The 26,131-nt window shown below is 66.3% G+C and carries 22 protein-coding genes; 3 read left to right on the top strand and 19 right to left on the bottom strand.

The annotated features are described in order from the left end of the window. Window positions 1–133: 133 nt before the first annotated feature. Window positions 134–1,165 (bottom strand): ThiF family adenylyltransferase, encoded by a 1,032-nt coding sequence (locus tag VGR67_01605; GenBank protein HEV8335099.1) that lies wholly within the window; start codon window positions 1,163–1,165, stop codon window positions 134–136. Then, window positions 1,162–2,637, bottom strand: coding sequence for a type I 3-dehydroquinate dehydratase (locus tag VGR67_01600; GenBank protein HEV8335098.1), 1,476 nt, complete (start codon window positions 2,635–2,637; stop codon window positions 1,162–1,164). Before VGR67_01600 ends, VGR67_01605 begins: the two co-directional genes overlap by 4 nt. Window positions 2,638–2,770: 133 nt before the next feature. On the opposite strand from VGR67_01600, the gene selD reads away from it, so the two are divergent. Continuing rightward, window positions 2,771–3,826: a selenide, water dikinase SelD gene (selD, locus tag VGR67_01595; protein HEV8335097.1), complete on the top strand. Its 1,056-nt coding sequence runs from the start codon at window positions 2,771–2,773 to the stop codon at window positions 3,824–3,826. A 15-nt stretch (window positions 3,827–3,841) separates the two neighbouring features. Here selD and VGR67_01590 read toward each other — a convergent pair whose 3' ends face one another. The 14 genes from VGR67_01590 to VGR67_01525 form a co-directional block, all read right to left on the bottom strand. After that, window positions 3,842–5,398, bottom strand: a complete 1,557-nt coding sequence (locus VGR67_01590) for a hypothetical protein (protein HEV8335096.1) — start codon at window positions 5,396–5,398, stop codon at window positions 3,842–3,844. Beyond that, the gene (locus VGR67_01585) at window positions 5,395–6,006 is read right to left on the bottom strand and encodes an acyltransferase (protein HEV8335095.1); all 612 of its coding nucleotides are present in this window, start codon (window positions 6,004–6,006) and stop codon (window positions 5,395–5,397) included. The genes VGR67_01590 and VGR67_01585 overlap by 4 nt, the downstream gene beginning before the upstream one ends. Next, window positions 6,003–7,034: a Gfo/Idh/MocA family oxidoreductase gene (locus VGR67_01580; protein ID HEV8335094.1), complete on the bottom strand. Its 1,032-nt coding sequence runs from the start codon at window positions 7,032–7,034 to the stop codon at window positions 6,003–6,005. The genes VGR67_01585 and VGR67_01580 overlap by 4 nt, the downstream gene beginning before the upstream one ends. Then, on the bottom strand, window positions 7,031–7,798 hold the full coding sequence (locus VGR67_01575) for a glycosyltransferase family 2 protein (protein ID HEV8335093.1): 768 nt from the start codon (window positions 7,796–7,798) through the stop codon (window positions 7,031–7,033). Before VGR67_01575 ends, VGR67_01580 begins: the two co-directional genes overlap by 4 nt. After that, entirely contained in the window at window positions 7,798–8,922 is a 1,125-nt protein-coding gene (locus tag VGR67_01570; GenBank protein HEV8335092.1) for a DegT/DnrJ/EryC1/StrS family aminotransferase, read from the bottom strand. Before VGR67_01570 ends, VGR67_01575 begins: the two co-directional genes overlap by 1 nt. A 664-nt stretch (window positions 8,923–9,586) precedes the next feature. Then, window positions 9,587–11,488 carry an asparagine synthase (glutamine-hydrolyzing) gene (gene asnB, locus VGR67_01565; GenBank protein HEV8335091.1) on the bottom strand — a complete coding sequence of 634 codons (1,902 nt, stop codon included), beginning with the start codon at window positions 11,486–11,488 and terminating at the stop codon, window positions 9,587–9,589. Between the two features lie 80 nt (window positions 11,489–11,568). Beyond that, window positions 11,569–14,007: a primosomal protein N' gene (gene priA, locus VGR67_01560; GenBank protein ID HEV8335090.1), complete on the bottom strand. Its 2,439-nt coding sequence runs from the start codon at window positions 14,005–14,007 to the stop codon at window positions 11,569–11,571. Beyond that, window positions 14,004–14,702 carry a uracil-DNA glycosylase gene (locus VGR67_01555; protein HEV8335089.1) on the bottom strand — a complete coding sequence of 233 codons (699 nt, stop codon included), beginning with the start codon at window positions 14,700–14,702 and terminating at the stop codon, window positions 14,004–14,006. The genes priA and VGR67_01555 overlap by 4 nt, the downstream gene beginning before the upstream one ends. After that, the gene (gene coaBC, locus VGR67_01550; GenBank protein ID HEV8335088.1) at window positions 14,699–15,907 is read right to left on the bottom strand and encodes a bifunctional phosphopantothenoylcysteine decarboxylase/phosphopantothenate--cysteine ligase CoaBC; all 1,209 of its coding nucleotides are present in this window, start codon (window positions 15,905–15,907) and stop codon (window positions 14,699–14,701) included. Before coaBC ends, VGR67_01555 begins: the two co-directional genes overlap by 4 nt. Then, window positions 15,897–16,154 carry a DNA-directed RNA polymerase subunit omega gene (gene rpoZ, locus VGR67_01545; GenBank protein HEV8335087.1) on the bottom strand — a complete coding sequence of 86 codons (258 nt, stop codon included), beginning with the start codon at window positions 16,152–16,154 and terminating at the stop codon, window positions 15,897–15,899. Before rpoZ ends, coaBC begins: the two co-directional genes overlap by 11 nt. Beyond that, window positions 16,151–16,822, bottom strand: coding sequence for a guanylate kinase (gene gmk, locus VGR67_01540; protein HEV8335086.1), 672 nt, complete (start codon window positions 16,820–16,822; stop codon window positions 16,151–16,153). The genes rpoZ and gmk overlap by 4 nt, the downstream gene beginning before the upstream one ends. A 32-nt stretch (window positions 16,823–16,854) precedes the next feature. Next, a complete protein-coding gene (locus VGR67_01535; protein ID HEV8335085.1) occupies window positions 16,855–17,736 on the bottom strand; it encodes a YicC/YloC family endoribonuclease in 882 nt (293 codons plus the stop codon). Further along, entirely contained in the window at window positions 17,733–18,914 is a 1,182-nt protein-coding gene (gene lpxB, locus VGR67_01530; GenBank protein HEV8335084.1) for a lipid-A-disaccharide synthase, read from the bottom strand. Before lpxB ends, VGR67_01535 begins: the two co-directional genes overlap by 4 nt. Continuing rightward, window positions 18,911–19,084, bottom strand: coding sequence for a hypothetical protein (locus VGR67_01525; GenBank protein ID HEV8335083.1), 174 nt, complete (start codon window positions 19,082–19,084; stop codon window positions 18,911–18,913). The genes lpxB and VGR67_01525 overlap by 4 nt, the downstream gene beginning before the upstream one ends. 45 nt (window positions 19,085–19,129) lie before the next feature. Here VGR67_01525 and VGR67_01520 point away from each other — a divergent pair, with 45 nt between their 5' ends. Both VGR67_01520 and VGR67_01515 read left to right on the top strand, forming a co-directional pair. Then, window positions 19,130–19,396, top strand: a complete 267-nt coding sequence (locus tag VGR67_01520) for a hypothetical protein (GenBank protein ID HEV8335082.1) — start codon at window positions 19,130–19,132, stop codon at window positions 19,394–19,396. Between the two features lie 352 nt (window positions 19,397–19,748). Next, entirely contained in the window at window positions 19,749–20,711 is a 963-nt protein-coding gene (locus tag VGR67_01515) for a UDP-glucuronic acid decarboxylase family protein (GenBank protein HEV8335081.1), read from the top strand. Between the two features lie 492 nt (window positions 20,712–21,203). Here the strand turns inward: VGR67_01515 and VGR67_01510 are convergent, their stop codons facing one another. The 3 genes from VGR67_01510 to VGR67_01500 all read right to left on the bottom strand — a co-directional run bounded on the left by VGR67_01510 (window position 21,204) and on the right by VGR67_01500 (window position 26,027). Further along, entirely contained in the window at window positions 21,204–23,348 is a 2,145-nt protein-coding gene (locus tag VGR67_01510) for a polysaccharide biosynthesis tyrosine autokinase (GenBank protein HEV8335080.1), read from the bottom strand. A 94-nt stretch (window positions 23,349–23,442) separates the two neighbouring features. Next, a complete protein-coding gene (locus tag VGR67_01505; GenBank protein ID HEV8335079.1) occupies window positions 23,443–24,687 on the bottom strand; it encodes a polysaccharide biosynthesis/export family protein in 1,245 nt (414 codons plus the stop codon). Beyond that, a complete protein-coding gene (locus tag VGR67_01500) occupies window positions 24,684–26,027 on the bottom strand; it encodes a hypothetical protein (GenBank protein HEV8335078.1) in 1,344 nt (447 codons plus the stop codon). Before VGR67_01500 ends, VGR67_01505 begins: the two co-directional genes overlap by 4 nt. Window positions 26,028–26,131 lie beyond the last annotated feature (104 nt).

Raw genomic sequence — 26,131 nt, 5'->3', positions numbered from 1 at the left:
CCGTACGGGCCAGGCGGGAGGATTCGTCTTGAGAGCTTTCATGAGGCTGACTGGCTCCTTGCCGGCCGGGCGCCGGCCGGCGGTCGATGCTAGCGCAGCGTCGCGCGCCGTGTCAACCAAGGGTTTCGGCCGATCAGATCCCGCCGAGATAGCGATCGACCAAGGCGCGCGCGCGGGAGGGATCGGTCGTGCCGCCGACGATGATCCGGCCGTCGGGGAACAGGGAGAGGCAGTGTCCCTCGAGGGTTGCCCGGATCAGAAAACGACTGCGGTGAACCTCCCCGAACTCCGCGAGCCGGCGGGCGGCTTCCTCCAGGCTCCGGGTCTTGCGAGCAGCTGGAAGAATCTGGACCGCCCCCCGGCCGCACAGGACGTGGGCCGAGGCGGCCAGGTCGCCCTCGAGGAAATCGAAGCGGCGCAGGGCGCAGGCGGGACACGCGGGATCCGGCTCCGAGTCTTGGAGGACCACCCGGAAGTCTCCCCGCCGGGCGTCGATGCGCAGCACCCCCTGAAACCCCGGCTCACCCGCCAGCGCCAGCAGAGCCTGCGAAGCGGCCGCCGAGCCGGCGGTTCCCGCCACCGGTCCAAGGATGCCGGCGGTGTCGCAGGTGGGCTCCGGCGCCGACGACTCGGGAGCGATGCGACACCGGAGGCACGGAGTCCTCCCGGGGAAAATGGGGCTGACCAGCGCCTCGGTTCCGACGCAGGCCGCATAAATCCACGGCACGCCCTCGCGCACCGAGAAATCGTTCAGGAGAAAGCGGGTCTCCAGGTTGTCCGTGCCGTCCAGAACTATGGCGCATCCCGAGAGGATCTCGCCGATGTTGTCTTTCCCGAGATGCTCCGGGACGTCGATCAGGCGAATCTCGGAATTCACCGCCTCGAGGCGCCTCCGGGCCGCGACCGCCTTCGGCAGCCCTTCCCGCGCGTCGCTCTCCGTGTAGAGAATCTGACGTTGCAGGTTGTGAAGCTCGACCGTGTCCCGGTCGATGAGCCGCAGCGTTCCCACGCCGGCCCGCGCCAGGTAGCTCGCTTCCACGGTACCGAGGGCGCCCAGCCCCACGACGGCGACGCAGGCGGCGCGGAGCCGCTCCTGCCCTCCCGGACCGATCGAAGGAAGGAGGATCTGGCGCGTGTACCGGGAGACGCCGGCATCCGGGCTCATGACGGCGGCCGGGCGTCCTGCCGGCCGAACGGCGACAGGATCTCTTCGAACAGGGGCCGGGGCGCCGGCCGTCCGCTGAGCAGCTCGAATTGCAGGAGGGCCTGCTCCAAAAACATCTCGATCCCGCTGATGGGTCGGGCGCCCGACTTCTCCGCCTCCTGCAGGAACCGGGTGGAGGAGGGGTTGTAGACGAGATCGTAGGCGGCATCGGTCCGTATGGCGTCCCAGGACACCGCGCTCTCCTCCGGCCCCGGGCTCATCCCCACCGGAGTGGCGTTGATCAGGAGCTTCCCGCGGAACAGTCTCGCCCGGCTCCAGCTCTGGCACCGGCAACCGAAATCCAGCGCCAGCGCCTGGGCGCGCGCTGCATTCCGGGCGAAGAGCGTGACGCTCGCCCCCGCGCGGATGAGGCCGTAGGCGGCGGCGCGGGCCGCTCCCCCGCTCCCGAGAATCCCCACGCGAGCCCCTTTCAGAGGGAGAACCCTGCGCAGGGGGGCGACGGCCCCCTCGACGTCGGTGTTGTACCCTACGAGCCGGTTCCAGCGCCGGACCGCCGTGTTGACGGCGCCCACCCGGCGGGCGAGCGGGTCGAGATCGTCGCAATGCGCCAGGATCGCTTCTTTGTGAGGATGGGTGACGGAGAATCCGGCGATGGGCAGCTCGCTGAGAATCGGCAGAAACTCGGCCAGGGTCTCCGTCTCGAAGGGAAGAAAGCGGTGCGGGAGCCCGAGCCGCGCGAAGGCGAGGTTGTAGAGTCGCGGCGAGAGCGATCCGGAGACCGGGAACCCGACGATGCCGCACAACGGAGTCGCCGCTTCCAGCTCGCGCACCCGGTAGATCTCGATCAGCTCCGCGAGCAGGACCTGGCCCGGAGCGGTGCGTGACTCGCCGCGGCTGGGGGCGTAGACGGCCCACGATCCCCAGGCGCGCGCAAGAATCCGGCTGACTTTCCCCTTCTCCCCCATGCAGAACGCGATCAGATCCCTTCCGTCCGAGCGCGACTCCCGCAAGAGATCCCGAATCCGGAGGTTGTCGGTGCAGGAGTCGGCGTAGGGAATGAGCTTCAGGATGGCGCTCGCGTCGATCCCGGCCATTTTCCGGTAGATCTCCTTGAGATCGAGGGGGGCGCCGGGCCGGTGGTGGTAGGAGAGGATGGGGCGGCACGATCCGGTCTGTGGAAGCAGGTCGACGTCCCGGCTCCCGAACTCCAGATCCACGTATTCCACTCCGCGGCGGACCGCCTCCTCGAGGATCTTGCGGCGCTCCTCTTCGGTCCCCCCGAAGAAGCCTCCCTGCGCGTGACTCCGGCAGGTGGCCAGGCGTGGCTTGCCGCGGACTGACAGAAGTGACTCGAGATCCAGGTCGCGGATCCGATCCAGGCGCAGCTCCACCAGATCGCTGTCGGAAGAGGCCCCGCGGTACTCGTCGAGCAGCTGCTCGGTGGTTTCCGCGAGGATCACCTGGATGAGCATGACAACCCCGTAATCCGGCCTCCGGATCGGCATCTTTATTATAGTTCGAACGTCGCCGGCGCGCCGGGCGATGGCTCCGGAGGCGTGTGCTATGATCCGCCCGGTCCAGGCCCTTGAAAGGAGGGAGAAGACGATGAGGATCGGCGCGAAAACCCGCCTGGTCGAATATTCCTCGTCCGGCGGCTGAGCGGCGAAGCTCAGTCCGGAGGACTTGAGGAAGATCGTCCAGGATCTCGATCAGCCGGCGGATCCGAACCTGCTCGTGGGATTCGGCACCGCCGACGACGCCGGAGTCTACCGCGTGAGCGACACGATGGCCCTGGTGCAGACCGTCGATTTCATCACGCCGTTGGTGGACGATCCCGACGTGTTCGGCCAGGTGGCCGCCGCGAACTCTCTCTCCGACGTCTACGCGATGGGCGGGCGGCCGCTCACCGCGATGAACGTCTGCTGCTTCCCGTCCTCCGGAATTCCGACCGAGGTCCTGGCGGAGATTCTCAAGGGGGGCGCCCGGAAAGTCCGGGAAGCCGGGGCGGTGGTCGTTGGCGGCCACACGATCCAGGATCCGGAGCTGAAATACGGGCTCGCCGTGACCGGCATCGTGGACCCGGGCCGGATCGTGAGGAACTCGACCGCCGAAAGCGGCGACGCGCTGGTCCTGACGAAGCCGATCGGCACCGGCGTCGTCATCAGCGCCTACCGGGATCGGCGCGTCTCCGATGCGACGCTCCGCGAGGCGCTGGCGGAAATGGTCCGCCTGAATGATGTCGCCTGCCGCCTGATGCAGCAGCACGCGGCGCGCGCCTGCACCGACGTCACCGGCTTCGGGCTGATCGGTCACGCCCTGGGCATGGCGGAGAGAAGCGGCTGCGGACTGAGAATCCGGATGGCCGCCCTTCCCTTCTACGAGGAGAGTCTCGCCCTGATCCGCAAGGGGATCGGGACGCGCGTCACCCGCTGCAACCTGAAGCTGGCGGAAGGCAAGCTGAAGATCGCCGGGAGGCTCTCCGAGGAAGCCTTGACCCTCTTGGCCGATCCGCAGACCTCGGGCGGGCTGCTCATCGCGGCGCCGCCGCAGGAGGCCGAGGCGCTCGTCGCGGCGCTGCGGGCCTCGGGGCATGCGCGCGCCGCCCGGATCGGAGAGGTGTTCGCCGCGTCTCCTGTTCGGCTGGAGATCGTCGCGGGCTGACGGGCCGCCCTTCGCTCACCGGTCACGCAGGCGGTAGACCCGGATGCGCCCGTAGCTAAAATAGACGCTTTCCGGAAACTCCTTCACCAGTTGGTACCGGCTTGCGAGTGCCTCCTCCGTCTCCTCCAAAAAGCCCGGAACTGCCCGAAACGAATCTTCGAACAGCTGCCGGGTCAGGACCACTCCCTGAGCGCGTCCCTCGCGCAAAACGGCAAGAAAGGCGCTTCGGTTCAGGACGTGGAGGGCCGCAGCACGACGATCGTCGAGGCCCAGAACGAGCGAGGCTCGGCCCCCTTCATTTCCGGGAACGACGCGCCGGCGCGCTTCCACGGCCACCGGGAGGTAATCGGTGAGAAGCAATCCTCCTGGAGATACGGTGCGCTCCACGAGCTGGGTGAGCTCTCGCTGGGGGCCATGACGGTAGGTTCCGACACCGAGGCCGGCCTCGTCCGGATTCGCACCTTCCAACAGGCTCAGCCCCCCCAGCACGACCGGAAGCGCCAACAGGATCCGACGGGCCCCCGTTCCGCTCCACTTCTCCGCCGACGCCGCATAGACGACTGCCAGGGGGACCGTGAGGGCGGGCAGGAGCATCATCTGATAGTTGGGATAACTGGGCGACGGAAAGAGCCAGTGGAAAAGCACGCCGAGCGCGAGGGCCGCCGTGATGGGCGCGATTTTCGAAGCCGGACCGTTTTTCCCGAAGCGAAGTCGCGGCGTTCCGGCAAGAACGATCACCGCGGCGAGAATCACCATCGGAAAGTTCCCCAGGAGGATCGTTCTCGCCGCCAGGATCTTCTGTCCGGAGCCGAATTCAAGCCACTGGTCCAGCGCATCGGGCCGTCTCATGAAGGGGAAAAGTCGACCTCTGGACACCGCCGCTTCGACGACGTTGAAGAAGAAAGCGCCGGGATCCGCGAGCAGGAAAGGCCCGATCGAGAGGCTCAGGGTCGCGCCAAAAGCCAGGGCTCCCCACAGGACGGCCTTCCGGTCTCTCCGATGCCCGAGCAGCATGCCCCCCATCCACACCAGCGACACGATGCCCATGCTGGCTTTTACCGCCCCGGCCAGAGCGAGCAGCGCTCCCTGGGCCGCCGTGCGGAACCGGTCGGGAAGCCGAGACAGGGCGATGAGAAGGGACGAAGCGAGCAGCAGCGTCACCAGCGGATAGGTGACGTCCCTCGAGAACCATTCGGCCAGACGCGCGTTAGTGAAGAGCAGGAGGGCGCAGAACGCTGCAGCCGTTTTCCCGCCGAGACGAGCCGCGCAAGCCAAGAGCAGGCAAAGTGCGACGAAGCCGGTCACCGCGCAGAGGATCCGCACGTTCCGGAGGTCGATGCCGGGAAGCGCCAGGAGCGCGGCGTAGTAATAAGGGAGGCCGGGGCTCTCGATGTAGGTGAAATCACGGTAAGGAAGCTTGCCTTCGGCGACCAGGCGGAACGCATACGCATAGATCCCTTCGTCCTTCTCGACGGGGACGAAGATCACGTCGAAGACGGTCAAGAAGACGAACAGGATCAAGGCGCAACCCGCGGCGGCCGAAAGCCAGCGAGGGCTGGAGAGCAGGTTCATCGGCGAGGTCGGAGGGACTTTCGGCGTGGCGAGGGGAGAAGGCTCAAGCCGGAGGTCCTGCGCCGGTACCGGCGTCCGCACGGGCATCCCAAGCTTTCCGGCAGGCGCCTGCCGCACTCGCACACGAAACCGCACTCGCGCGCGGGACTCCCCAGCATCAGCGCGTGATCCGGGACGTCGCGCGTGACGACGGCCCCGGCTCCGATGAGGCACCAGCGTCCCAGGGTGATGCCGCTCAGGATCGTGGCGTTGGCGCCGATCGAGGCGCCGGTCCGGATGCGCGTCGGCTCCCACAATTCGGGTCCGGCCTTGAACCGCGGATCGGCGCGCGGAGCCCGGTCGTTCGTGAAGACCGCCGCGGGTCCGACGAAGACGCGATCCTCCAGCCGCACCCGATCCCAGACCGAGACACCGTTCTTGATGACGGTGAACTCCCCGACCGGCTCGCTCGTTTCGAGAAAGACCCCTTCGCCGATGTTGCATCCCCGGCCGATTCGGCAACGCTCCATCACGTGGGCATAGGCCCAGATCCGGGTCCCCGGGCCGATTCGCGACGTCTCCACGAGCGCCAGCGGATGAATGAAGACCCCGCGGGGTTTCCGGATCACCGTCGGCCGTCCCTTCGGGAAGCCAATGAAATTCTCCTGCCCCCTCCCGCCAGTGATTTGCCGATCGATTCGAGAATCCGGACGACCTCCATCCCGCCGACGCCGTCGGCCCGCGGCGCCCGGCGCTCTTTCAAGCATTCCACGAAGTGGGCCGCCTGTGCACGGACCGGCTCGTACTGCTTCACGTGAGGGATGGTGATTTCCCCCTGCCGGACGAGGAGGTTGAACTCTCCATAATCGGAATAATAGGGCTCCCGGATGACCCCCTTGTCGTAGACGGCGATGGGGCCGTCCGGAGACAGGTCGTTCCACACGACCATCCGCTTCTCCCCGACCACCGTAATCTCCCGGACCTTCTTGGGGTCGAGCCAGGAAACGTGAATGTTCGCGAGCACCCCTTGCGGGTATTCGAGACTGATGAACACGACGTCCTCCACTTTGGAGGAGAGGTATCCCTGCCCCGTGGCGTTGACATTGAGCGGGGAGGCGGTGAGGAGAAAGTTGAGGATGGAAATATCGTGGGAGGCGAGATCGAAAGCCGCGTTGACGTCGCTGCGGATCGGGCCCAGGTTGGTCCGCGTCGCGTGGATGTAGAGGACGCGCCCGACGGCGCCGCTTTGAAGATAGCTCTGGAGCCAGAGGATGCCGGGATTGAAAAGGAATACGTGTCCCACCATGAGGATGCGCTTTCGGGAGCGCGCCAGCGTGACGAGGCGCAGAGCCTCCCGGGTCTTCAGGGTGAGCGGTTTCTCGCAAAGAACGTCCTTGCCGGCTTGCAGGGCCGTCGCGGTGAGCGGATAGTGGGTTGCGGTCGGGGTCGAAATCACGACGGCATCGACGTCCGCGCGCCGGAAGATCTCTGCGGGGTCGCGCACGAATTCGACCTGAGGATAGGAAGCGGCGAAGACCTTCAAGCGGGAATCGTTGAGATCCGACGCCGCCACGACCGTGCACTCGGGAAGGGAGCTGAAACTACGAAGGTGGTTGGGGCCCCAATGCCCCAGCCCGACGATCCCGATCCGGATCATGCCCGCTCCCCCTTGACGATCCCGGCTTCCAGGCTCGAGCGTGGGCGGACCCACAGGTCCCAGCGAAGGCGCAGCATGTCGGCGAGCGCCGCGCGCGCCCCGCGGAAGTTCCCGACGTTCGTCCTGCCTTCGCGCCGGGGATTGTAGCGCGAGCGGGCCTCGATGATCTTCCCGCCTGTCCGACGGATCTTCTCGAGCATCTCGCCGGCCATGAAGGCGCTGCGCGATCGGACCGATATGCGCCGCAGGGCGTCGCGTCGGACGAGGTGAATCCAGTTCACGTCCCGGTAGAATCGCCCGAACAGGAGACCGTGGAGAAGGAGGTTCAGATAGGAGTAGCACAGACGGACGGGAGAGTAGTCGCGGCGGTCGGAGCGGAAGCCCAGCACGACATCCACCCCCTCCGCCATGCGGGACGCGAATTCGGCGATGTCTTCGATCTCTGCCTGAGAGTCAGCCGGGAAATAGGTCAGCGCTTCCTTGCTGGCGCCCCGGTAGCCGTCCATGACGGCGGCGCCGATCCCCTGGTTCACGGGGTGGCGCAGGAGGCGCACGCCATCGAGGGACGAAGCGAGCCGGTCCAGAATGGCGGCCGAGCCGTCGGTGGAGCCGTCGTCCACGAGCAGGATTTCACTGTCGGCAAAATGACGCTCGAGAAAGCGGTGAATCTTCAGCGCCTCGCGTTCGACGGAGCGGCACTCGTTGTAGACGGGGATGACGACGGAAACCGTTAGCGGAATCCTCTTCTTGTCCTCCTCGCTCATCACCGGGCCGCCCGCGCCGGTGCCCAGCAAAGGACGGCATCGATCACCTTCGCGACCTGACCCTCCGTCATTTCGGGATAGATGGGAAGCGAGACGATCCTCTCGGAGAGTCTTTCGCAGACCGGAAAATCGCCGTGCGCGTGCGCGAGGTACGAGTAGGCCGTCTGAAGATGGATGGGAACGGGATAGTGGATGCCGGTCTCGATGCCGCGGTTCTTGAGGTGGGCGCGGAAATCTTCACGGTCCTCCACCTGGACCACGAAAAGATGCCAGACCGATCGCTCGACTTGATCCGCCCGAGGAGTAAGGACCGGCGATCCGGCGAAAGCTTCGATGTAACGGGAGGCCACCCGACGGCGCAGCGCGTTCCCACGATCCAGGAAAGGGAGCTTCGCTCCGAGGATCGCCGCCTGGATCGCGTCCAAGCGGCAGTTCTCCCCCGCCACGGAATGCTGATACTTGACGACCTGCCCGTAATTCCGCCTGAGGCGAAGGCGCGCGGCGAGCTCGTCGTCGTCGGTGGTGATGGCTCCGCCGTCCCCATAAGCACCGAGGTTCTTCCCCGGATAGAACGAGAACGCGGCCGCGCGTCCGAGACTGCCGCACGGCCGGCCATCGTCGAGGCGCGCCCCGTGGGCCTGGCACGCATCCTCCACGACGAGCAGATCGTGGCGGTTGGCAACCTCCTGAATCTCGGCCATCGGGGCGGGAAGTCCGTAAAGATGAACTGGGAGGAGGGCGCGGGTGCGGGAAGTGATCTTGGACGCAATCTGGTTCGGGTCGAGGCAGAAATCCTCGTCTCGGCAATCCACGAGCACGGGCCGCGCTCCCACCGCGGAAACGGCCAGGGCGGTGGCGATGAAAGTGTTCGCCGGAAGGAGCACCTCGTCTCCGGGGCCAATCCCGAGCTCGAGGAGGATCAATCTCAACGCGTCGAGGCCGGTGCCGACCCCCACCGCATGGCGCGTGCCGCAATGGGCGGCGAAAGCGGCCTCCAGAGTTTCGACCTCCGCTCCGAGAATGAAGCCACAGCTTCCGATCACCCGCGCGATCGCGGCGTCGATGGCCTCTCGATGGGCTCGGTATTGCGCCCTAAGGTCTAAAAACGGGACTGCGTCGGACACAGGCCAACCTCTCCGAGGGGGTGACAATGCATGGCGAATGCCTGAGCTCGATAGCTATAACTCCCACTATATACGCTGGTTCCGCGAACTGTCAATGCAAGATCCGGCGGAAGGGACGGCACCAAAAGGCTCTCACAGCGGGTTCGAGATCTCGGGGATCGGTGGCGGCGGCCGACTGGAACGATCTGGGAAGGCCTTCGTTATCGAGGAATCCGTTGAAGCCGCTTGGTTTGGAGCATCGCCGTGGAGCGGAGCCGGAAGCGCATCGAGCTTTGCCATCACCCAGAGCCAGTAACGATCATCGAAGCATCGTACCCCAACTCGCCGGAAGCCATGCTGGACGGCGCTCTCGTCCAGGGACTGGTTGTATCGATTCCATTCATGGCTCTCGAACCGAGCGGGGCAGCCAACCCATGCGAGATCCAAGGTAGACGAGCCAGCTCGGGACGACGTCCAGGCCAAGGTGCCGGGAACGCCGAACTTGACGTAGAAAGTCAACGGGACGGGCAGACCGTAGTAGGCGAGCCTCCGGGCCTCGTGGAGCGCCGGAAACGGCGCTGTTCACCTTGCGGGTCACCCTGCTCTTCCGCGAATTGGGCGCCTCTGATTGGTGGCTAGGCACGCCGCTCCCTTCATGGGAAAGAAAAGCGGTTGGACAGACGGGTCAGCGTTCCGCGGCGTTCCCGCCCGCGAAAAGGGCTGCGCCTTCGCCGTCCTGGAAGAGCCTGAGCCAGATCTCGAGCGTCAAGGCGCGGTACAGCGGCACGGTCCGCGACACTCCGGCGCGATGCTCCTCGAGGCCTTTTTCCAGGCGCTCCATGCGGAATATTCCCCGGCTCCGGGTCCGCTCCGAGAGGAGCAGCTCGCGCGCCCACCCATGACCGCTGCCTTTCAGCCAGAGGCTCACCGGCTCGGGAAATCCCTTCTTGTCGATCCTCTCGGAGATGACCGACGGAAGGCGGCCTCTCATGGCCCGGCGAAGCGGAGCTTTGGTGGTGCCGGCTTCGATGCGCAGCCGGCCGGGGAGCTTCATGCAGAACTCCACGAGACGATGGTCTAGAAAAGGAACGCGGGCCTCCAGGCCGTGAGCCATGCTGTTGCGGTCTTCGTAATGCAGGAGCTTGGGAAGGCTCGTTCGGACGAGATCGTCCCGCAGGGCCCGGCCGAGGAAGCTTTCCCGTCCGGCGGGCAGGGGCTCGATGCTCTCGCTCAGCTCCCGGGCGAGGTCCGGGACGAGGTAATCGGCGTGCCATCCTCCTTGGAAGCCGGCGTGCCGCGGCTCGCCCCGCAGGCGCCGCATGCCGTCCCACAGGGCGCGGGCCGCCTCGACCGGAGAGAGGCGCCGGAGGAGGCGCGCGGCGGCCCCGAGAAGCGCGACGGCTCCCGAAGGCGTTCCGACGCGAGCCCACAGGTCGGCGAGATGCTCGGGATAATAATAAAAGTACCCGCCCAGCATCTCATCCGATCCCTGCCCGTCCAGGAGGACCTTCACCTTGCCGCGGGCCAGCGCCATCACGCACCATTGAGGATAGACGCCGGGCCCGGCCAGCGGGCATTCCTGATGCCAGAGAATCCGCGGCAGGATCTCCTGAAAATCGGCGGAAGGAGTCGTCCGGTGCGCTTCCGTCGGGTAGGCGGCGTTGACCGCTTCGATGAAGGGCCGCTCGCTGAATCCGTTCTCCTCAAAGATCGACGAAAAGGTGTGGATCGTCCGGCCCTGGAGCAGCCGGCTCTCGACGTCGACGACGGAGCTCGAGTCGAGGCCTCCGGACAGACAGGTCCCGATCGGCACGTCGCTCCTCAGGCGGAGGCGGACCGAGTCCTCCAGCAGCTCGCGCAAGGTGGCCGCCGCCCGGCGCGGCGAGACCGGTTCGTCGTCTTCGTCGCGGGGAAGCTCCCAGTAGCGGCTCAAATCCATTTGCCCCGAGATCGAGACCCGCAGGGTGTGCCCCGGCGGAACCTGGCGGACGTGCCGGAAGAACGTCTCCCCGCCCGTCTCCATCCATCCCGTGGCCAGGAATCGAGCCAGCTCGGCAGGATTCGGCTCGGAGAGATCAGGGCGCAGCGCCAGCAGCGCCTTGATCTCCGAGGCGAACAGGAGCGCCGAGGAGTCGGCGTAATAGTAGAGCGGCTTTTCGCCGAGCCGATCGCGCGACAGGATCATCTCCCGCCGTCCCTCGTCCCACAGCGCGAAAGCCCACATCCCGTTGAAGCGCGCGGTGCATCCGGGTCCTTCCTCCTCGTACTGGTGAAGGATGACTTCGCTGTCGGCGTCCGAGGCGAAGCGATGCTGGCGGGACTGAAGGAACGGCCGGAGCTCCAGGTAATTGTAGATCTCGCCGTTGAAGACGAGCCAGAGGGTGCCGTCTTCGTTGAACATCGGCTGCGCGGCCCTCTCCGAGAGATCGATGATCGCCAGACGGCGGTGGGCCAGGGCGGCCGGGCCCGAGGCGTGCAAGCCCTCCCCGTCGGGCCCACGGTGGGCCAGCAGGCGCGCCATGAGTCTCGCCTGGGCGGGATCGGCGCGGGCGCCGTCGAATCGCAGAATTCCAGCGATGCCGCACATTTCAGGCCCCTTGGGGAATTGGCGGAGTGACGTCCAAAGTATACCTGCAAAAGGGCGCCCCACGCGCCCTCGCCCGGGTCTCAGAGGAGGCTCGCCGGATCGGTCTCGACGACGAGCCCGCGGGGGATTCCCGACGATCCCGCCCGCGCGCTCAGGACCCGCCGGACCCCCGCGGCGATGGCGCTCCGGCTCCGGCCCTTCAGCAGGATCTGATGGCGAAACTCGCCGCGGATTCTGGGAAACGGCGAAAGCGACGGTCCGAGCACCTCGTACGCCGCGCCTGACTCCTCTCTCAGCATCTTCGCGAGCTGGCGCGATTCCCGCTCGCCGCGCTCGAGGCTTCGATCGATGATCCGAATCTGCGTCAGAGCCACCCAGGGGGGGTACCGCGCCAGCTTGCGGAGGCGCAGCTCGCGATCGTAGAACTCGCGCGGCTCCTGCCGCGCCACCGCTTGCAGCGCGGGATGTTCGGGGGCGAAAGCCTGAATGAGGACCCGGCCCGGCCGCTTCCCGCGCCCGGCGCGTCCCGCCATTTGCGTCAGCAGCTGGTAGGTTCGTTCGGCCGCGCGGAAGTCGGGCAGCCCGAGATACGCGTCGGCCGAGAGGATTCCCACGAGCGTCACGCCGGGAAAGTCGTGCCCCTTCGCCACCATCTGGGTTCCGAGCATCAGATCGATCTCGCCGCGCCCGAACTTCTCCAGGAGCGCCCCGGGCCCCCGTCCCCTCACGGTGTCGCGATCCATCCGGGCGACGCGCAAGGAAGGATCGACGATGCGGATCGCCTCCTCGAGGCGTTCCGTGCCGGCGCCTCCTTGATGAAGATGAGGGGATCGGCAGGCGGGGCAGCGCGCCGGAAGGATCCGATCGGCGTTGCAGTAATGGCAGCGGAGCGCCTGCTCGGCGCGATGATAGGTCATGGCGATGTCGCAATGGGGGCAGTTGAGTCGCGCTCCGCAAGCCCGGCACAGGATGAACGTCGCGAAGCCCCGCCGGTTCAGGAGGAGGAGGATCTGTCCTCCCGCCCGTGGGGTCTCCCGGATGGCGTCGGCGAGCTCGCGCGACAAAAGCCTCTGGGTCCCCGTCTCCTGGAATTCCTTTCGCATGTCGACGAGGCGGATCGCAGGCATCGGACGCGCCTCCACCCGTTGAGGCAGGGTCAGCAGCCGGAACTTCCCCTTGCGGGCCGCGGCGACCGCCTCGATCGAGGGCGTGGCGGAGCCGAGCAGCACGACCGCGCCCAGCCGCTGCGCTCGGACGACGGCGGCGTCCCGCGCGTTGAAGCGCGGCGACTCCGACTGGTAGTAGGAGGAATCCTGCTCCTCGTCGATCACCACGAGCCCCAGCGCGGGATGCGGCGCGAAGAGCGCCGAGCGGGTTCCCAGGACGAGGGGGGCGCGGCCGTCGCGAATTCGCTTCCATTCCTCCCGGCGCTCCCGTTCCGGCAGGGCGGAGTGCAGGACCGCCACCTGGCCCGGAAAGCGCGCCGCGAGAGTCTGGGCCAGCAAAGGGGTGAGCCCGATCTCGGGAACGAGGTAGAGAACCCCTTTTCTCCGGGCGATCGCTTCCGCCGCGGCCGCCAGATAAACCTCCGTCTTCCCCGCTCCGGTAACGCCCTCCAGAAGAAACGTGCGGAACTCGCTCCGGCGGAGGGAAACGAGGATCGCGTCGACCGCCGCCCGTTGCGCCGGCGACAGAACCGGCGGAGCCTGGGGCGCCCGAGCGGAATCCGGCGCGGCCGAGGGCGTCCTTTCCTCCAAGACCAGCCGCCCGCCCTGCCTCAAGGAGTGAAGACTCGCCGCGGCGGCCCCCGCCAAGCGCAGCACCTTGGAGACCGGCAGGCCTTCGGGAGCCGATTGCAGGACCGACAGGATCCGCCTCTGGCTTCGGCCTCGGGGAGTCCCCTCCTGGGGCGCCCCAAGCCGGGCCCATCGAACCTTGGGGGGCGCCGGCTCGACTACGAGCCGCTCGTCCAAGGGAGCCACGAGGCCGGCCGCCAGAAGGCGTTTCAGAGCGGTTTGCCCGGTCCCCCGGGCCGCCTGCTTGGCGCGGGCGGGAGGCAGGGGTCCCTTGCGAGCCAGGAGATCGAGAACGCGCCGATCTCCCGGCGGGAGGATCGCGAAGGGATCTTCCAGGCTTTGGCGCCCCTCCTCCGTGAGCCTCACCTTGGACCGGGTAGTGCTCTTCAAGCCGGCCGGAAGGGCGGCCCTGAGCACCAATCCCCAGGGCGTGAAATAGTATTCGGAGATCCATCGCGTGAAATCGAGCAAAGCGGAGTCGAGCGCCGGCGAGGAGTCGAGAACGCCCTCCAGGAGGCGCAGGTCCAGGGCGCGGTCCTCGTCGGCTCCCACCTGCACGACCACGCCGGGCAGCTTCTTCCGGCCGAAGGGGACGATCACTCTCACCCCCGTGCGGCAGGATTCCGTCAGGAAGTCCGGCACGCGGTAGGTGAAGGTCTTGTCCAGGGGAAGAGGCAGGGCCACTCGCGCCGTGAGCGGCCTCTCGAGAGAGGGGGAGGTCATCGAGCCGGCGGGAGGGCCAATTGCTGCATGGTCTTCTTCATGTCTTCCCAGACCTCCTTCTTTTTTTCGGGATTGCGGAGGAGGTAGGCGGGGTGGAAGGTGGGCATCACCAGCGTTCCGTCCGGGAGGTTCCGGAATTCCCCTCTCAGCCGGCTGATCGGGGCGGAGCTCCCGAGGAGGTTCTGCACGGCGACGCCCCCCAGGGCGACGACGACCTGCGGCCGGATGGCCTCAATCTGGCGCAGGAGGAAGGGAGAGCAAGTCGCCATCTCGTCGGGAAGCGGCGTCCGGTTCTCCGGCGGGCGGCATTTCACGACGTTGGCGATGTAGACTTCTTCACGGCGTAGTCCCATCGCCTCGACGATTCGGTTCAGAAGCTGCCCCGCCCTTCCGACGAACGGGATTCCCTGGCGATCCTCCTCGTACCCGGGCCCCTCGCCCACGAACATGAGCCGCGCGCGGGGATTGCCGACTCCGAACACCAGGTGGGTTCGTTTTTCGCAGAGCCGGCAGCGCGTACAGTCTCCGATCTCCTGGCGCAGGCGCGTGAGCGACTGCTCGGGATCGGGCGTCGCGCCGCGGCGGGAGGCGCTGGCTCTTCTCGGGGCGCGCAGCGCCGGGATGCCGGAGTCTCTCACGAAGAGAAGCCGGGCCCGAAGCTGCCGGTGCAGCTCCCGCCGGGAGGCCGCGTTCATGACCTCGTGCCCCGGTCCGACTCGATCCGATCCATCAGCCGGACCGCCACCTCGCGCTTGGAGAGCAAGGGAAGCGCCTCGGCCGATCCATCCGATCCCAGGAACGTGGCGCGATTCGTGTCCGACCCGAATCCCGAGTCCTTCTCGCCCACGAGGTTCGCGACGACCAGATCGAGCCGCTTGCGATCCATCTTGGCGCGCGCCGACTCGAGGAGGTCTCCGGTCCCGGCGGCGAAACCGACCACGTACCGGCCTTCCTTGAGGGGAGCGATCTCCGCGAGGATGTCCGGGGTCGGCTCTAGGGCCAGCGACGCCGGGAAGGAATTCTTCGCCCGCTTTTCGCGGGAGGAATGGACCGGCCGAAAGTCGGCGGGAGCGGCGGCCTTGACGACGATGGTCGAGCGGGGAAGAGCCTCGAGCACGGCGCGCCGCATCTGCTCGGTGGTCTCGACCCGAACCACCTCGGCCCCCCAGGGGTCGGGCAGGCCGGTGGGACCGGAGACGAGGATGACGCGCGCGCCGCGCAGGGCCGCCTCCAGGGCGACCGCATGACCCATCCGTCCGGTCGACGGATTGGTCACGATGCGGGCGGGATCGATGTACTCGCGCGTCGGGCCCGACGTGACGAGGACCGTCTGGCCCGCCCAGAACTCGCGCCGCGAGAGCTGGCGAAGAATCTCCGCGTGGATCTCCGCCGGCTCCGGCAACCGGCCGCTCCCCTCTTCGCCGCACGCCAGGGGCCCCTGCGCCGGCTCGAGGATCCGCACCCCGCGGGCCCGGAGAATCGCCAGGTTCTGCTCCGTGGCGGGATGGAGGAGCATTCGCGTGTTCATGGAGGGCGCGACGAGGACCGGGCAGGAGACCGCCAGGAAGAACGTCGACAGGAAGTCCAGGGCCAGGCCGTGCGCCAAACGCGCCAGAACCGAGGCGGTGGCCGGGACGACGCAAAGCAGGCCGATGCGGCGCGTCAGGGCGATGTGCTCGATGTCCGGCCCCGACGACGGATCGTAGAGATCGCGAAGGACCGGCCTCCCCGAGAGGACCTGCAAGGTCATCGGGCTCACGAAGGACTCGGCATTGCGCGTCAGGATGACGTGGACCCCGACCTCCGACTTGACGAGGAGGCGGACCAGCTCGGGCACCTTGTAGGCGCCGATCCCGGCGGAGATCCCGAGAGCGATTTCGCGCGCCGGGCTATCCGGCATCCTGGCCCCGGGTCAGGGGATCCGCGCCCGAGGCTTCCTCGCTCAGGTCCTCCGGAGCGCGGAACTCGATGAGGCCCCGCCGGACCTCCTCCTGAGCGATCGTCGAGTTCTTGTGGGAGCGACTCTCCACCTTGGGCCGGGCGCCGCGTTGCAGCTGATTGCAGCGCGCGGCCGCGACCGTGATGAACTTGAACTTGTTGTCCATCGCCTCCGAGTCCATGGGATCACCTCCTGCGGGAAAGATCATGCTCGCCTCCTCTTTCGGCCGCCGAGCGCGGCGGGTCGGGGTTCAAGTCCGAATTGTCGTTGAACAGCTTCCATTCTCCGTCTCCGGCGGCTCGTCCGGCAACGCTCGGCCCGGACGACCGCCTCCAAGTCGCGGGCGGCCTCGCCGAGGCGCTCGTTCAGGACCAGATAATCGTACCTCTCGCACTCGACCACTTCCCGGCGCGCCAGCCCAATCCTTCGGGCCATGGCCGCCTCGTCCGTTCCGCGCCGCCGGTGCCGCCGGCGCAGGGCCTCCAAGTCCGGCGGGAGCAGGAAAATCAAGACGGAGCCGGCCACCCTCCGCCGTATCTGGGCCGCCCCCTTGGTGTCGACGTCCAGCAGAAGATCCTCGCCCCGGCGGAGGGCCCGCTCGATCTGACGGCGTGACGTCCCGTAGCAGGCTCCGTCGAGGACCGTCCATTCCAGAAACTCGCCGCGCCGCTGGAGGCCCTTGAAACGCGCCGGGGAGACGAAGTGATAGTCCACTCCGTCGCGCTCCCCTCGGCGACGCTCCCGCGTGGTGTACGAAACCGAGAACCGCAGATTCGGGATCCGGGTGAGGAGCCTACGGCTCAGCGTGGTCTTGCCGGTCCCGCTGGGAGCCGACAGGACGAACGCGATCCCGCTGCGGGTGGGCGTCTCCTCCAATCCCGTTCTCCGGGGCCCGCCGCCCGCCGTCCTCATTCGAGGTTCTGGATCTGTTCGCGAACCTTCTCGACCTCCGATTTGAGCCGGAGCACGACCTGGGAGATCTCCAGGTTCTCGGACTTGGAGCCGATCGTGTTCGTCTCCCGGTTCATTTCCTGCACGAGGAAGTCGAGCGACTTCCCCACCGGGGAGCCATCGGCGGCGAGAAGGTCCCGCGCCCCGCGCAGATGGGCGCGGAGCCGGACGATTTCCTCGGTGATGTCGCTCCGGCCGGCAAGGTAGGCGGCTTCCTGCGCCAGCCGCATCTCGTCGAGCGGGATCGCGTCGGCAAGCTCCGCTAAGCGCTTTCGGAGGCGAGCCGTGAGCTCCTGCGGGGCGCCGGCGGCGGACGTCTCGATGCGTCGTAAATCCTCCTCCATGGCACCGAGGCGCGCGCGGAGGTCCTGCTCCATCCTCCCTCCTTCAGCCGCGCGGGCGGCGTCGAACGACTCGAGGGCCCGATCCAGCGCCGCATGGAGCGTCTCCTGTTCCGCCTCGGCCGCTTCCCGGCGGACTTCGAACCGCACCGCGCCCGGCAGAGCCAGGGCCGATTCCAGCGTCAGGGCGCCGGGAAGCTGGAATTCCCGCGCCAGCTCGGTGGCCGCTTGGAGGTAGCGGGAGACGATGTCGCGGTTGACCGTGACGACGGTCTCGGGCTCGCGCGTCGGAGCGCGATCCACCGTGACGTCCAGACGCCCGCGCCGGACGGACCGGGCGACGTGGCTCCTGAGATCCATCTCGAAGTGCGCAATCTCCTGCGGCAGGCGGAAGCGGATCTCGAGGAACCGGTGATTCACCCCCCGGACCTCCACTTCGTACCGCACCGCTTCGTCGGAGGCTTCGCCGCGGCCGAATCCGGTCATGCTCTTGATCATGGCGCCCCCCCGGACGGCCGGGCGCCGGCGGCGTCGAGGACCTCGAGCACCGCGCGGGCCGATCGCCGGAAGCAGCCGGGCTCCCCCAGCCGGCTCCGGAGAACGGCAAGGTCGCGCCGGATCGCTTCGGCGCGCGCGGGATCCTTGAGTATCGGCTCCATGGCGGTCACGATCCTCTCAGGGGTGAAACGACGCTGCACCAGCTCCGGAGCCAACTCCTTGCCGGCGACGATGTTCACCAAGCCGACCTGACGCACGTTCGCAAGGAGCGAAGCGAGCAGATAGGTCAACGGGGCCGTCCGGTAGACCACCACCATCGGGACGCCCATCAGGCCGGCTTCGAGGGTGGCCGTTCCCGATTTTACCATCGCGGCGTCCATCGTGTTGAGCACCTCCCCGGGCGGGCCGTCCAGGACGAGCACCTCGGGCGCTCCCGGGGTCGATCCGAGGTAAGCGTCCAGATCCCCGCGGCGCAGGGTCGAAGCGAGCGGGATGACCGCGAGAAAATCACCGATCCGCCGCCGCAGCTCGGCGGCGGCTTCCAGCATGACGGGAAGATGAGATTCAATCTCGCGCCGCCGGCTGCCCGGAAGGAGCCCGACCACGCGGCGTCCCGGGGGGATGTTGAACCGCAGGCGGCTCGGCCCGAGAGCGCCGGGCTCCGGGAGGATGTCCAGGAGGGGATGGCCGACGAACTCCACCGGAACGCCGGCCCTGCGATAAATCTCCTCTTCGAACGGCAGGATGACCAGGATCTTATCGACCGTCCGGCCGATCTGGAGGACCCGGGAAGGCCGCCAGGCCCAGACCTGGGGGCTGATGAAGTAGACGACGCGAACCCCGCGCCGCCGGGCTTCCTTGGCGAGCCGCAGATTGAAGTCGGGATAATCGATCAACACGAGGAGATCGGGAGGATCGTCGCGAAGCTGGGAGACCACGCGACGGAACGCGGCCCGAATCGGCCCGAAGTGAGCCAGGACCTCGACCAGCCCGACCACCGCGAGATCCCGTGAGTGCGCGAGGAGAGGGATCCCCTCCTCCTCCATGCGCGTCCCGCCCACTCCGCCGATGCGGATTCCCGGCCTTCGCCCCGACAGCTCGCGCGCCAGGAGCGCCCCGTAGAGATCGCCCGAAGCCTCGCCGGCGACCATCAAGATTCGCGGCGTCCCGGACGTCACGCGGAGCTTCGGGGGGACGCCATCCGGGCGTCCGCCGCCGCCGTGAGCCGGCTCAACGCCGTTTCCAGACGGAGCCGAGCCTCCTCCTGCTCGACCTCCCCGGCGTCACGGCGCACTTCGATGGGCTCGCCGTACAGGAAAACCCCGCGTCCGAAAGGCAAGGGAAGCATGAAGCCGTCCCACGACGCGAAGAGTTTTTTTTTGAGCAGGAGAAGGTGACCGGGATGATGGGCGCGCCCGACAGGCGCGCCGCGGTGATGACGCCCGGCTGCACGACGTGGCGCGGGCCCCGCGGCCCGTCGGGAGTGAAGGCGGCGTCGAATCCCGATCGAATCCGCCGGACGATTTCCCGAAGCCCTGCCGATCCTCCGCGCGTGCTGCTCCCCCGGGCCGTCGAGAAACCGAAGCGGGCCATGGTCCGGCTGATGAACTCCCCGTCCCGGTGCTCGCTAATGAGGATGGCGATCCGGCGGCCCGGATAGGCATACGGCATCAGGAAGAGCCGGCCGTGCCAAAAGGCGAGAATGAAGGGGCGGCCGGCGGCGAGCGCGGCGAGGACCGGCTCCTTTCCCTCCTGCCGGATGCGGGTGGTCCACCGAATCGACCGAATCAAGAGAGCCGCGACGCGGGGGACGGCGAAGAGTACGATGCGATCGCGAAGGCTTGGCTCGGGTGATTTCAACGGTGGGCTCCGACCCGTATCTTAGGAAGACGCCCGGATCCTGTCAAGGAAGCGCCCCAAGTCGCGCCGCGCCGGACTTGGCTTGACACCCGTTCCCGCTCCCCCTAGACTCGGGGCGCTTTTTCTAGAAGCGACTCCGCGGAGAATCGGTCTTGGCCAAGAAGCGCCGCGTCCTGATCACCGGAGGGGCCGGTTTCATCGGCTCCCATCTCTGCGATCACTTTCTCCTCAAGGGATGGGAAGTCATCTGCGTCGACAATCTGCTCACCGGCTCTCCCGACAACGTCGCGCACCTGCTGGGTGAGCCGCGCTTCCGTTTCGTGGACCTCGACGTCTCCGGCTTCATCCACGTCGCAGGTCCGATCGACGCCATCCTGCATTTCGCGAGCCCGGCCAGCCCCATCGACTACCTGGAGCATCCCATCGAGACGCTCAAGGTGGGATCGCTCGGCACGCACAAGGCCCTCGGCCTGGCCCGGGAGAAGAATGCCTCGTTCCTCCTGGCCTCGACCTCGGAGGTCTACGGAGATCCCCTCGTCCATCCTCAGCGCGAGAATTACTGGGGAAACGTGAACCCCATCGGGCCGCGCGGCGTCTACGACGAGGCGAAGCGTTTCTCCGAGGCGCTCACCATGGCGTACCATCGAAGCCACCGGCTGGATACCAAGATTGTCCGGATATTCAACACCTACGGGCCGCGCATGCGGATTCAGGACGGGCGGGCCATCCCAAGCTTTCTGGCCCAGAGCATTCAGGGAAAGCCGCTCACCGTGTTCGGCGACGGCGGCCAGACGCGGAGCTTCTGCTACATCGCCGATTTAGTAGAAGGGATCTACCGCCTGCTGAAATCGCCATACCACCTCCCCGTGAACCTGGGGAATCCCTCCGAGATGACGATCCTCGAGATGGCCAAGGAGGTTCTCCGGGTCACCCGCAGTCGCAGCAAGATCGTTTATCGCCCCCTGCCGGTCGATGACCCCAAGGTCCGCCAGCCCGACATCGCGCTCGCCAACCGCCTGCTCCACTGGAAGCCGCGCGTGGGGCTGCGCTCCGGCCTTGTGGCCACCGCCCGCGATTTCCGGACGCGGCTCGGCAAAAAGGTCTCGAAGCGATAACTCCTGCCGTCAGCCCGGTCCCGCTCACCCGTTCCACGCCAAACCGGCTTAAGATTCCGCGCCCGCGCGAAATCCTCTGGGACGAGGCTCTCGCTTCGGGAAAAGTACAGGTCCAATCCGTAAGACGAGAGGTATGGCCGCGAAACGACCCGCGAGCTGGCACCGGGTGCATGAAACCCGTCGAGACGTCCAGGATTCCGGCGCGCGGGGGGCGGCAACGCGAGCGACCGGTATGGGAGACGCTTTTCTTCGGTGAGGACGGCGCAGCCGGCCGCGAGTCCCGGGAGAGCCCGACGGCTCGGCCACGATCGAAAAGCTTACCGGTCGCCGAGGAGGGCCGTGACGCTCGGGTCGTCACGGAAAGAGGCAGGTCGGTAAAATCGCCCCGCCCGGGCGATCCTGGCTTTCAGAAGTGAGATTCAGCGATTCCGGATGGGAAAGCAGCCGACACGCTGCGCCCGGCAAGGACCGAGCCTCAAGACTCCCGACGGCTCAGCGAGCCGCCCTTTCCTCCAGGGGCACGTCGGCGCCCTTCCCGGAAGCGGATCTTACCTGGCTTCCCTTGCTCTTCGAGCCTCTCCCCTCCCCGTAGTAGTAATAGCCGGCGTAGTAGTAATCGCGGTAGCTCGAGCGCTCGAGATCCACGTGATTAAGGACCGCGCCGATCACGTTGGCGTTGACGTTCCGGACGTTTGCCACGCAGCGTCGCACGAGCTCCTTGTCGGTCTGGTTGTGCCGGATCACGATCGCGACCATGTCGGTCATGGAGGCGAGGAGGATCGAGTCGGTCAGGGAGGCGACCGGCGGAGAGTCGATGAAAACCCAGTCGAAATCGTTCTTGAGCTCGGTCAGCATCGCCGTGAAGCGGTCGTTTCCGAAGATGTCGGGCGGGTTGGGAGGAAGCGGTCCGGACGTCATGGCGTAGAGATTGGGAATCTTCGAGTTCTTCAAGTAGTTGTGCCATCCTTCGGTTTCGGGCGCGAGGATGAAATTCGTCATTCCGTGGCGCTTGTCGAGGTCGAGGTGGACGTGGATCGTGGGGCGGCGCAGATCGCAGTCGAGCACGGCGACGCGCTCCCCGGACGCGGCCATGGTTTTCGCCAGGGCGACGAGAGTTGTGCTCTTCCCCTCCTGGGGCCCGGCGCTCGTGAACAGGACGAGGTTCTTGCTGCGGCTCTTTCGGGAGAACAGCAGGCTGGTCCGCAGGGTCTGCAGCGACTCCCGGACCGCGTAGCTGCTCTCGTCCGTCATTTTCGGAATGATCGACAGGATGTGAAGCTTCAAATACTGCTCGACATCCTCCGACGTCCGTACCGTGTTGTCGAGATACTCCAGGAAGAACGCGAGGCCGACCCCGAGCAGAAGTCCGCTGAGCGCGCCGATCACCAGGTTCAGTGCCTTGCGCGGACGGACGGGGGCCAGCGGCACCTGGGAATTGTCCAAGACCCGGATGTTGTTGTTCAGGAGCTGGGAGCTGAGGTTGATCTCCTTCAAGCGGCTGCTGATCAAATCGTAGATCTTGCGGGTCTCCGCGGCGTCACCGCGGGCCAGCTCGTACGTCGAGGCCCTCTGCGTCATGTCGAGCGATTCGCTCTTGGCGTTTTCGATCTGGGCCAGGACCTTCCGCTCATGATCGTTGCGGATGGCGTATTCGGTCTTGATGCGCGCCACGATCCGATCGCATTCCGCGGCGATGCGCTGGTCGAGCCGGGCCAGCTCGGCTTCTTTCTCGACGACCGTGACGTGCTTCTCTTTGAAGATGCTCAGAAGCTTCTGGATCTCTTGTTCCAAGGCGATGCGATCCTTGTAGAGACCCTCGATGATCGGATCCTTGGCGATCTCGGGAATGGTGAGGTAGGAACCTCCTTCCCGGCCGACCTCCTCGATTCGTCGTATCACTGCCTCCTGCTTGGCAATTCCGATCTGCGTCTCGGTGAGATCGTTCTGGAGGCTGGTGAGCGTCCCGACCATCATCTTTTGCTGATCCTCGGGAACGAAAATCTTCTGCTTCTCGGCGACGTGAAAACTCTCTTCCTGGCTCTTGACGAGCTTTCCCCGGAGCGGCTCGATCTGCTGGAGAAGGGATTTCATGGCGCGGTCGGTGGCCTTCAGGGCCATGTCCATGTTGCGCTCGACGTAGACGTCGGCAAGAGTATTCACCCAGAGAGCGGTCTTTTCGGGATCGTTGCCCTCCAGGGAGATCACCACGATGCCGGTCAATTCCACCGGCTCGACGATGACCGAGCTCTTGAACGCGTCGATGGGATCCTTGAGCCCCTTGAACCGCGGATCGCTCCACAGGTTGAGACGGTCGAAAACCTTCTCCGCGACGGCGCGGCTCTTGATGACCTCGAACTGCGTGTTGTAGTAGCGGTCCTCGGAGAACCAGCCGTAGCCCGTGCTGCCGAGCTCGGAGACGTCGGCGACCGGGGCGACCCGGCGCGTGGAGGGCTGAATCTCGATTTTCGCGCTGGCCCGGTAGACGGGCGGCTGGAGGAAAGTGAACAGGGCCACCAGGGTGAAAACGATTACGAAGGCAGCGATGACAGTCCACCGCCAGCGTCGTATCGTGGCCCAGTAATCGCGGAGATGGATCTCCTTCTTCTCAGCCGAAACAGGTCGGACAGGTGCTTCCATAGCGCCGGTTTTCTCTTCCTTTCTTAGGATTTAGGTAATAACGAATCATACGCCGAAGAAGCTGAAAAGCAAGCGGAACCGCAGTGGAGCCGGCTCATATCCGACGCCGGGGGATGACGATGACGTCGTCGGGAAGCAGCGGGATGTCCTGCTGCTTTCGCTCCTCGATGGCTTTCAGGTCGACGTCGACCCGCGTCTGGACCCCATTGACGGTACGGAGGATATGGATCCCGCCCTTCCGGGCGTAGGGGGTGAAGCCGAGCGCCAGGCTGATCGCCTTCATCACCGTTGGGTGGTCCTCGAGAACGAGCTGCCCGGGCTTGGTGACCTCTCCGCGGATGTAAAAATACTGACGAGGACCGACCGTCACGACGTCCCCGGCCTGGATGGTAGGGTTGTACTCGATCCCGCCGCCCAGGAGGTTCTCCTTCTTGATGACGATCTGGCGGATCGTGCCGGCTTTACCGGGAACGCTCTCGTGGCGAGTGATGATGACGTCGCTTCCCGCCTCCTTGCTCATCCACCCGGCCAAGGCGATGATGTCCACGAGAGTCGTGGGGCCCTTCAGGAAGTACTGGCCGGGCTTCTCGACCTCTCCCACGACGTTCACCGGCTGGCTTTGGTATTCCTTGATGTCCAGACTGACTTGCGGGTCGACCAGGTAGTCCTTCAGCCGCTTCTCGAGATCCTGGCGAACCTCCTCCAGCGTCTTGCCGGAGACCGGGATCACGCCCGCCAGCGGGAGAACGAGGCTGCCGTCCGAAAGAACTTGGAGCGTCTGCTTCATGTCGTCATGCCCATAAACCGCCATCTCGATGCGGTCTCCGGGGCCCAGCCGGTAGCCTCCGGCGGCCACGGGGCCGGAGGGTGCCGGCACGCTCGCGCCGAGGGCCGGGGATCTTGAAAGCGATACCTCAATGCCCTCCCGGCTGGTCTCCCATCCCCGCAGCGACAGCCCCTGCACCGGAATCTCCACCCGAAGACCCGGGTCGGCGCCCGTCGAGACGGTCGTGACCCGGATGGACCCCGTCATGAGCTCGGCGAATTCGTAGCTGGGCTTCAATCCCGATTCGACTCCCGGAAGCTCCAGAACGAGCCGCTCCAGGCCATTCTCCCGCCGAAACTCGCAACGGGAGCTGGGAACCGGACCGGTGGTCTTCAAGGAGAGCTGGATCAAATCGGCCGCGCCGCGCCGCACGGACAGATCTCTCGCCCGAATCGCCTCGGCGGCCGGGACGCCCGTGTCCCACGGAACCGCGACGGCCATCAGGCAGCTCAAGAGGATGGCGGATCGCTCCGCCTTCCATCCGGTGGCCTGTCGTTCCGGCGTTTTTCTCATTTCCATCCCAACGTGAGCGAGGCGGTGACGCCCGTATTGTCGTAATCAAAGAGATCGTAGACGATCTGGTCGGTTGAAGGGCAATTGGTGAGTCCCACGGCGGTATTCTTGCAGCCGACGGCGCGGATGTTGGAGCGCGCCGAATCCCGGTGGACGCCGAGCGCGAGCTGCAAGCCCCGCATGAAGTCGTACAAGAGCTCGAAGGATTGGTTTCGAACCGTGTCCTTCCGCTTCACTCCCTCGCTGGGGACAAGGAATTCATACTCGTCGACCAGTCCGTCCCCATCATTGTCGAGAGCCTGCTCCGCGGGAGTGACGGCCGCGACCCGGATGGCTTCGGGGTAGCCGTTGCGCTGGTAGCCTCCCTGGAACCGCGCCGCGAGTTTCAAGCCGAGCTTCTGCTCGAAGGCGAGCTGAATCATCTCGTTCAGGTAGTACGCGTTGACGTTGAAGAAGGACTGAAGAGGTCCCCGCCGAAGCTTGAGGCGCGCCTGGGAGGTGACCGTGACCTGGCTGATCAGCTCACCCTCCAGCGAGACTCCGTGAAAGGGAACCCCTCGGATGTCCCCGGTGAAGCGGGTCCTCTCGTAGGCGACCCACAGCTCGCTGGTGAGATCCGGCGCGATCAGGCGCCGCAGGCCGACGCCGGCATAGCGCCGCTGGAAATCAGTGGGCTGGAGAGCCGAGAAGACTCCCCGGTTCTGCTGCGTCCGCTGCACGTTGAACGCGAGGTAATACTGGTTCTCAGGGCTGCTGGTGATGACGTATCGAGAAGACAACGTCTTGGATTCCACGTCATAAAGAAAATCGCTCGATGAGCCGCCGCTGAAGGTCGTCGTATTGCGAGCCGCCCCGAGCTCGAGGCTCTGAACCGGGGTGAACTCGGCGGAAAAAACGGCGGCGGTTGCGCTGACCACGAAGGGGCGCGTCCCGAAGCGGAGCTCTCCGCCCGGATCGACCTCGGGAAGCTGGCTGACTCCGCGGACCAGTTTGTGAGCGGCCTTCATTTTCAGGACCGGAGTGAGCCGGATCTGGAAGTGGGCATCCAGAGCTTGGCTCACCCCGTTCGCGTTCCCGAGCTCCGCGTCGGTGTAATCCTGAAATTGCGCCTGGTAATCCACGGTCCCGGAGCCCCTTTCGAACGGAATCTCGAAGCGAAAGCCGGGACGGATGTTCCGGACGCTGCTTGAGACCGGCGCGAAAAGAGGATCGTCCTCATTCGTTCTTCGAACGTTGGTCTCGTGCTCATAGATCAAATCGATCGAAGGGTACAGGAGAAACCTCCCGATCTGAATGGGCAGGAGCTCTTCCTCGTTCCCCTGTCCCTGCGCGAAGGCCACGCAGGGCGCGACGAGAAGGACGAGCAGGAAGCAGATCCCTTGAAAAGAAAGCCTCGCCGGAAACCGCCGGTGAGTCCGAAGGGTTCCTCTCTGGGAAGCCGGTA

The organism is Candidatus Polarisedimenticolia bacterium (genome assembly GCA_036004685.1).
Taxonomy (GTDB): Bacteria; Acidobacteriota; Polarisedimenticolia; order Gp22-AA2; family AA152; genus DASYRE01.
This window is presented reverse-complemented; position numbering and strand designations above follow the sequence as displayed.

Excerpts from the sequence above, each read along its gene's own strand:
- VGR67_01605 (HEV8335099.1), bottom strand. The coding sequence starts at position 1,165 with ATGAGCCCGGATGCCGGCGTCTCCCGGTACACGCGCCAGATCCTCCTT.
- VGR67_01600 (HEV8335098.1), bottom strand. The coding sequence starts at position 2,637 with ATGCTCATCCAGGTGATCCTCGCGGAAACCACCGAGCAGCTGCTCGAC.
- VGR67_01590 (HEV8335096.1), bottom strand. The coding sequence starts at position 5,398 with ATGAACCTGCTCTCCAGCCCTCGCTGGCTTTCGGCCGCCGCGGGTTGC.
- VGR67_01580 (HEV8335094.1), bottom strand. The coding sequence starts at position 7,034 with ATGATCCGGATCGGGATCGTCGGGCTGGGGCATTGGGGCCCCAACCAC.
- VGR67_01575 (HEV8335093.1), bottom strand. The coding sequence starts at position 7,798 with ATGAGCGAGGAGGACAAGAAGAGGATTCCGCTAACGGTTTCCGTCGTC.
- asnB (HEV8335091.1), bottom strand. The coding sequence starts at position 11,488 with ATGTGCGGCATCGCTGGAATTCTGCGATTCGACGGCGCCCGCGCCGAT.
- priA (HEV8335090.1), bottom strand. The coding sequence starts at position 14,007 with ATGACCTCCCCCTCTCTCGAGAGGCCGCTCACGGCGCGAGTGGCCCTG.
- VGR67_01555 (HEV8335089.1), bottom strand. The coding sequence starts at position 14,702 with ATGAACGCGGCCTCCCGGCGGGAGCTGCACCGGCAGCTTCGGGCCCGG.
- coaBC (HEV8335088.1), bottom strand. The coding sequence starts at position 15,907 with ATGCCGGATAGCCCGGCGCGCGAAATCGCTCTCGGGATCTCCGCCGGG.
- rpoZ (HEV8335087.1), bottom strand. The coding sequence starts at position 16,154 with ATGATCTTTCCCGCAGGAGGTGATCCCATGGACTCGGAGGCGATGGAC.
- VGR67_01535 (HEV8335085.1), bottom strand. The coding sequence starts at position 17,736 with ATGATCAAGAGCATGACCGGATTCGGCCGCGGCGAAGCCTCCGACGAA.
- VGR67_01525 (HEV8335083.1), bottom strand. The coding sequence starts at position 19,084 with ATGCTTCCCTTGCCTTTCGGACGCGGGGTTTTCCTGTACGGCGAGCCC.
- VGR67_01510 (HEV8335080.1), bottom strand. The coding sequence starts at position 23,348 with ATGGAAGCACCTGTCCGACCTGTTTCGGCTGAGAAGAAGGAGATCCAT.
- VGR67_01505 (HEV8335079.1), bottom strand. The coding sequence starts at position 24,687 with ATGAGAAAAACGCCGGAACGACAGGCCACCGGATGGAAGGCGGAGCGA.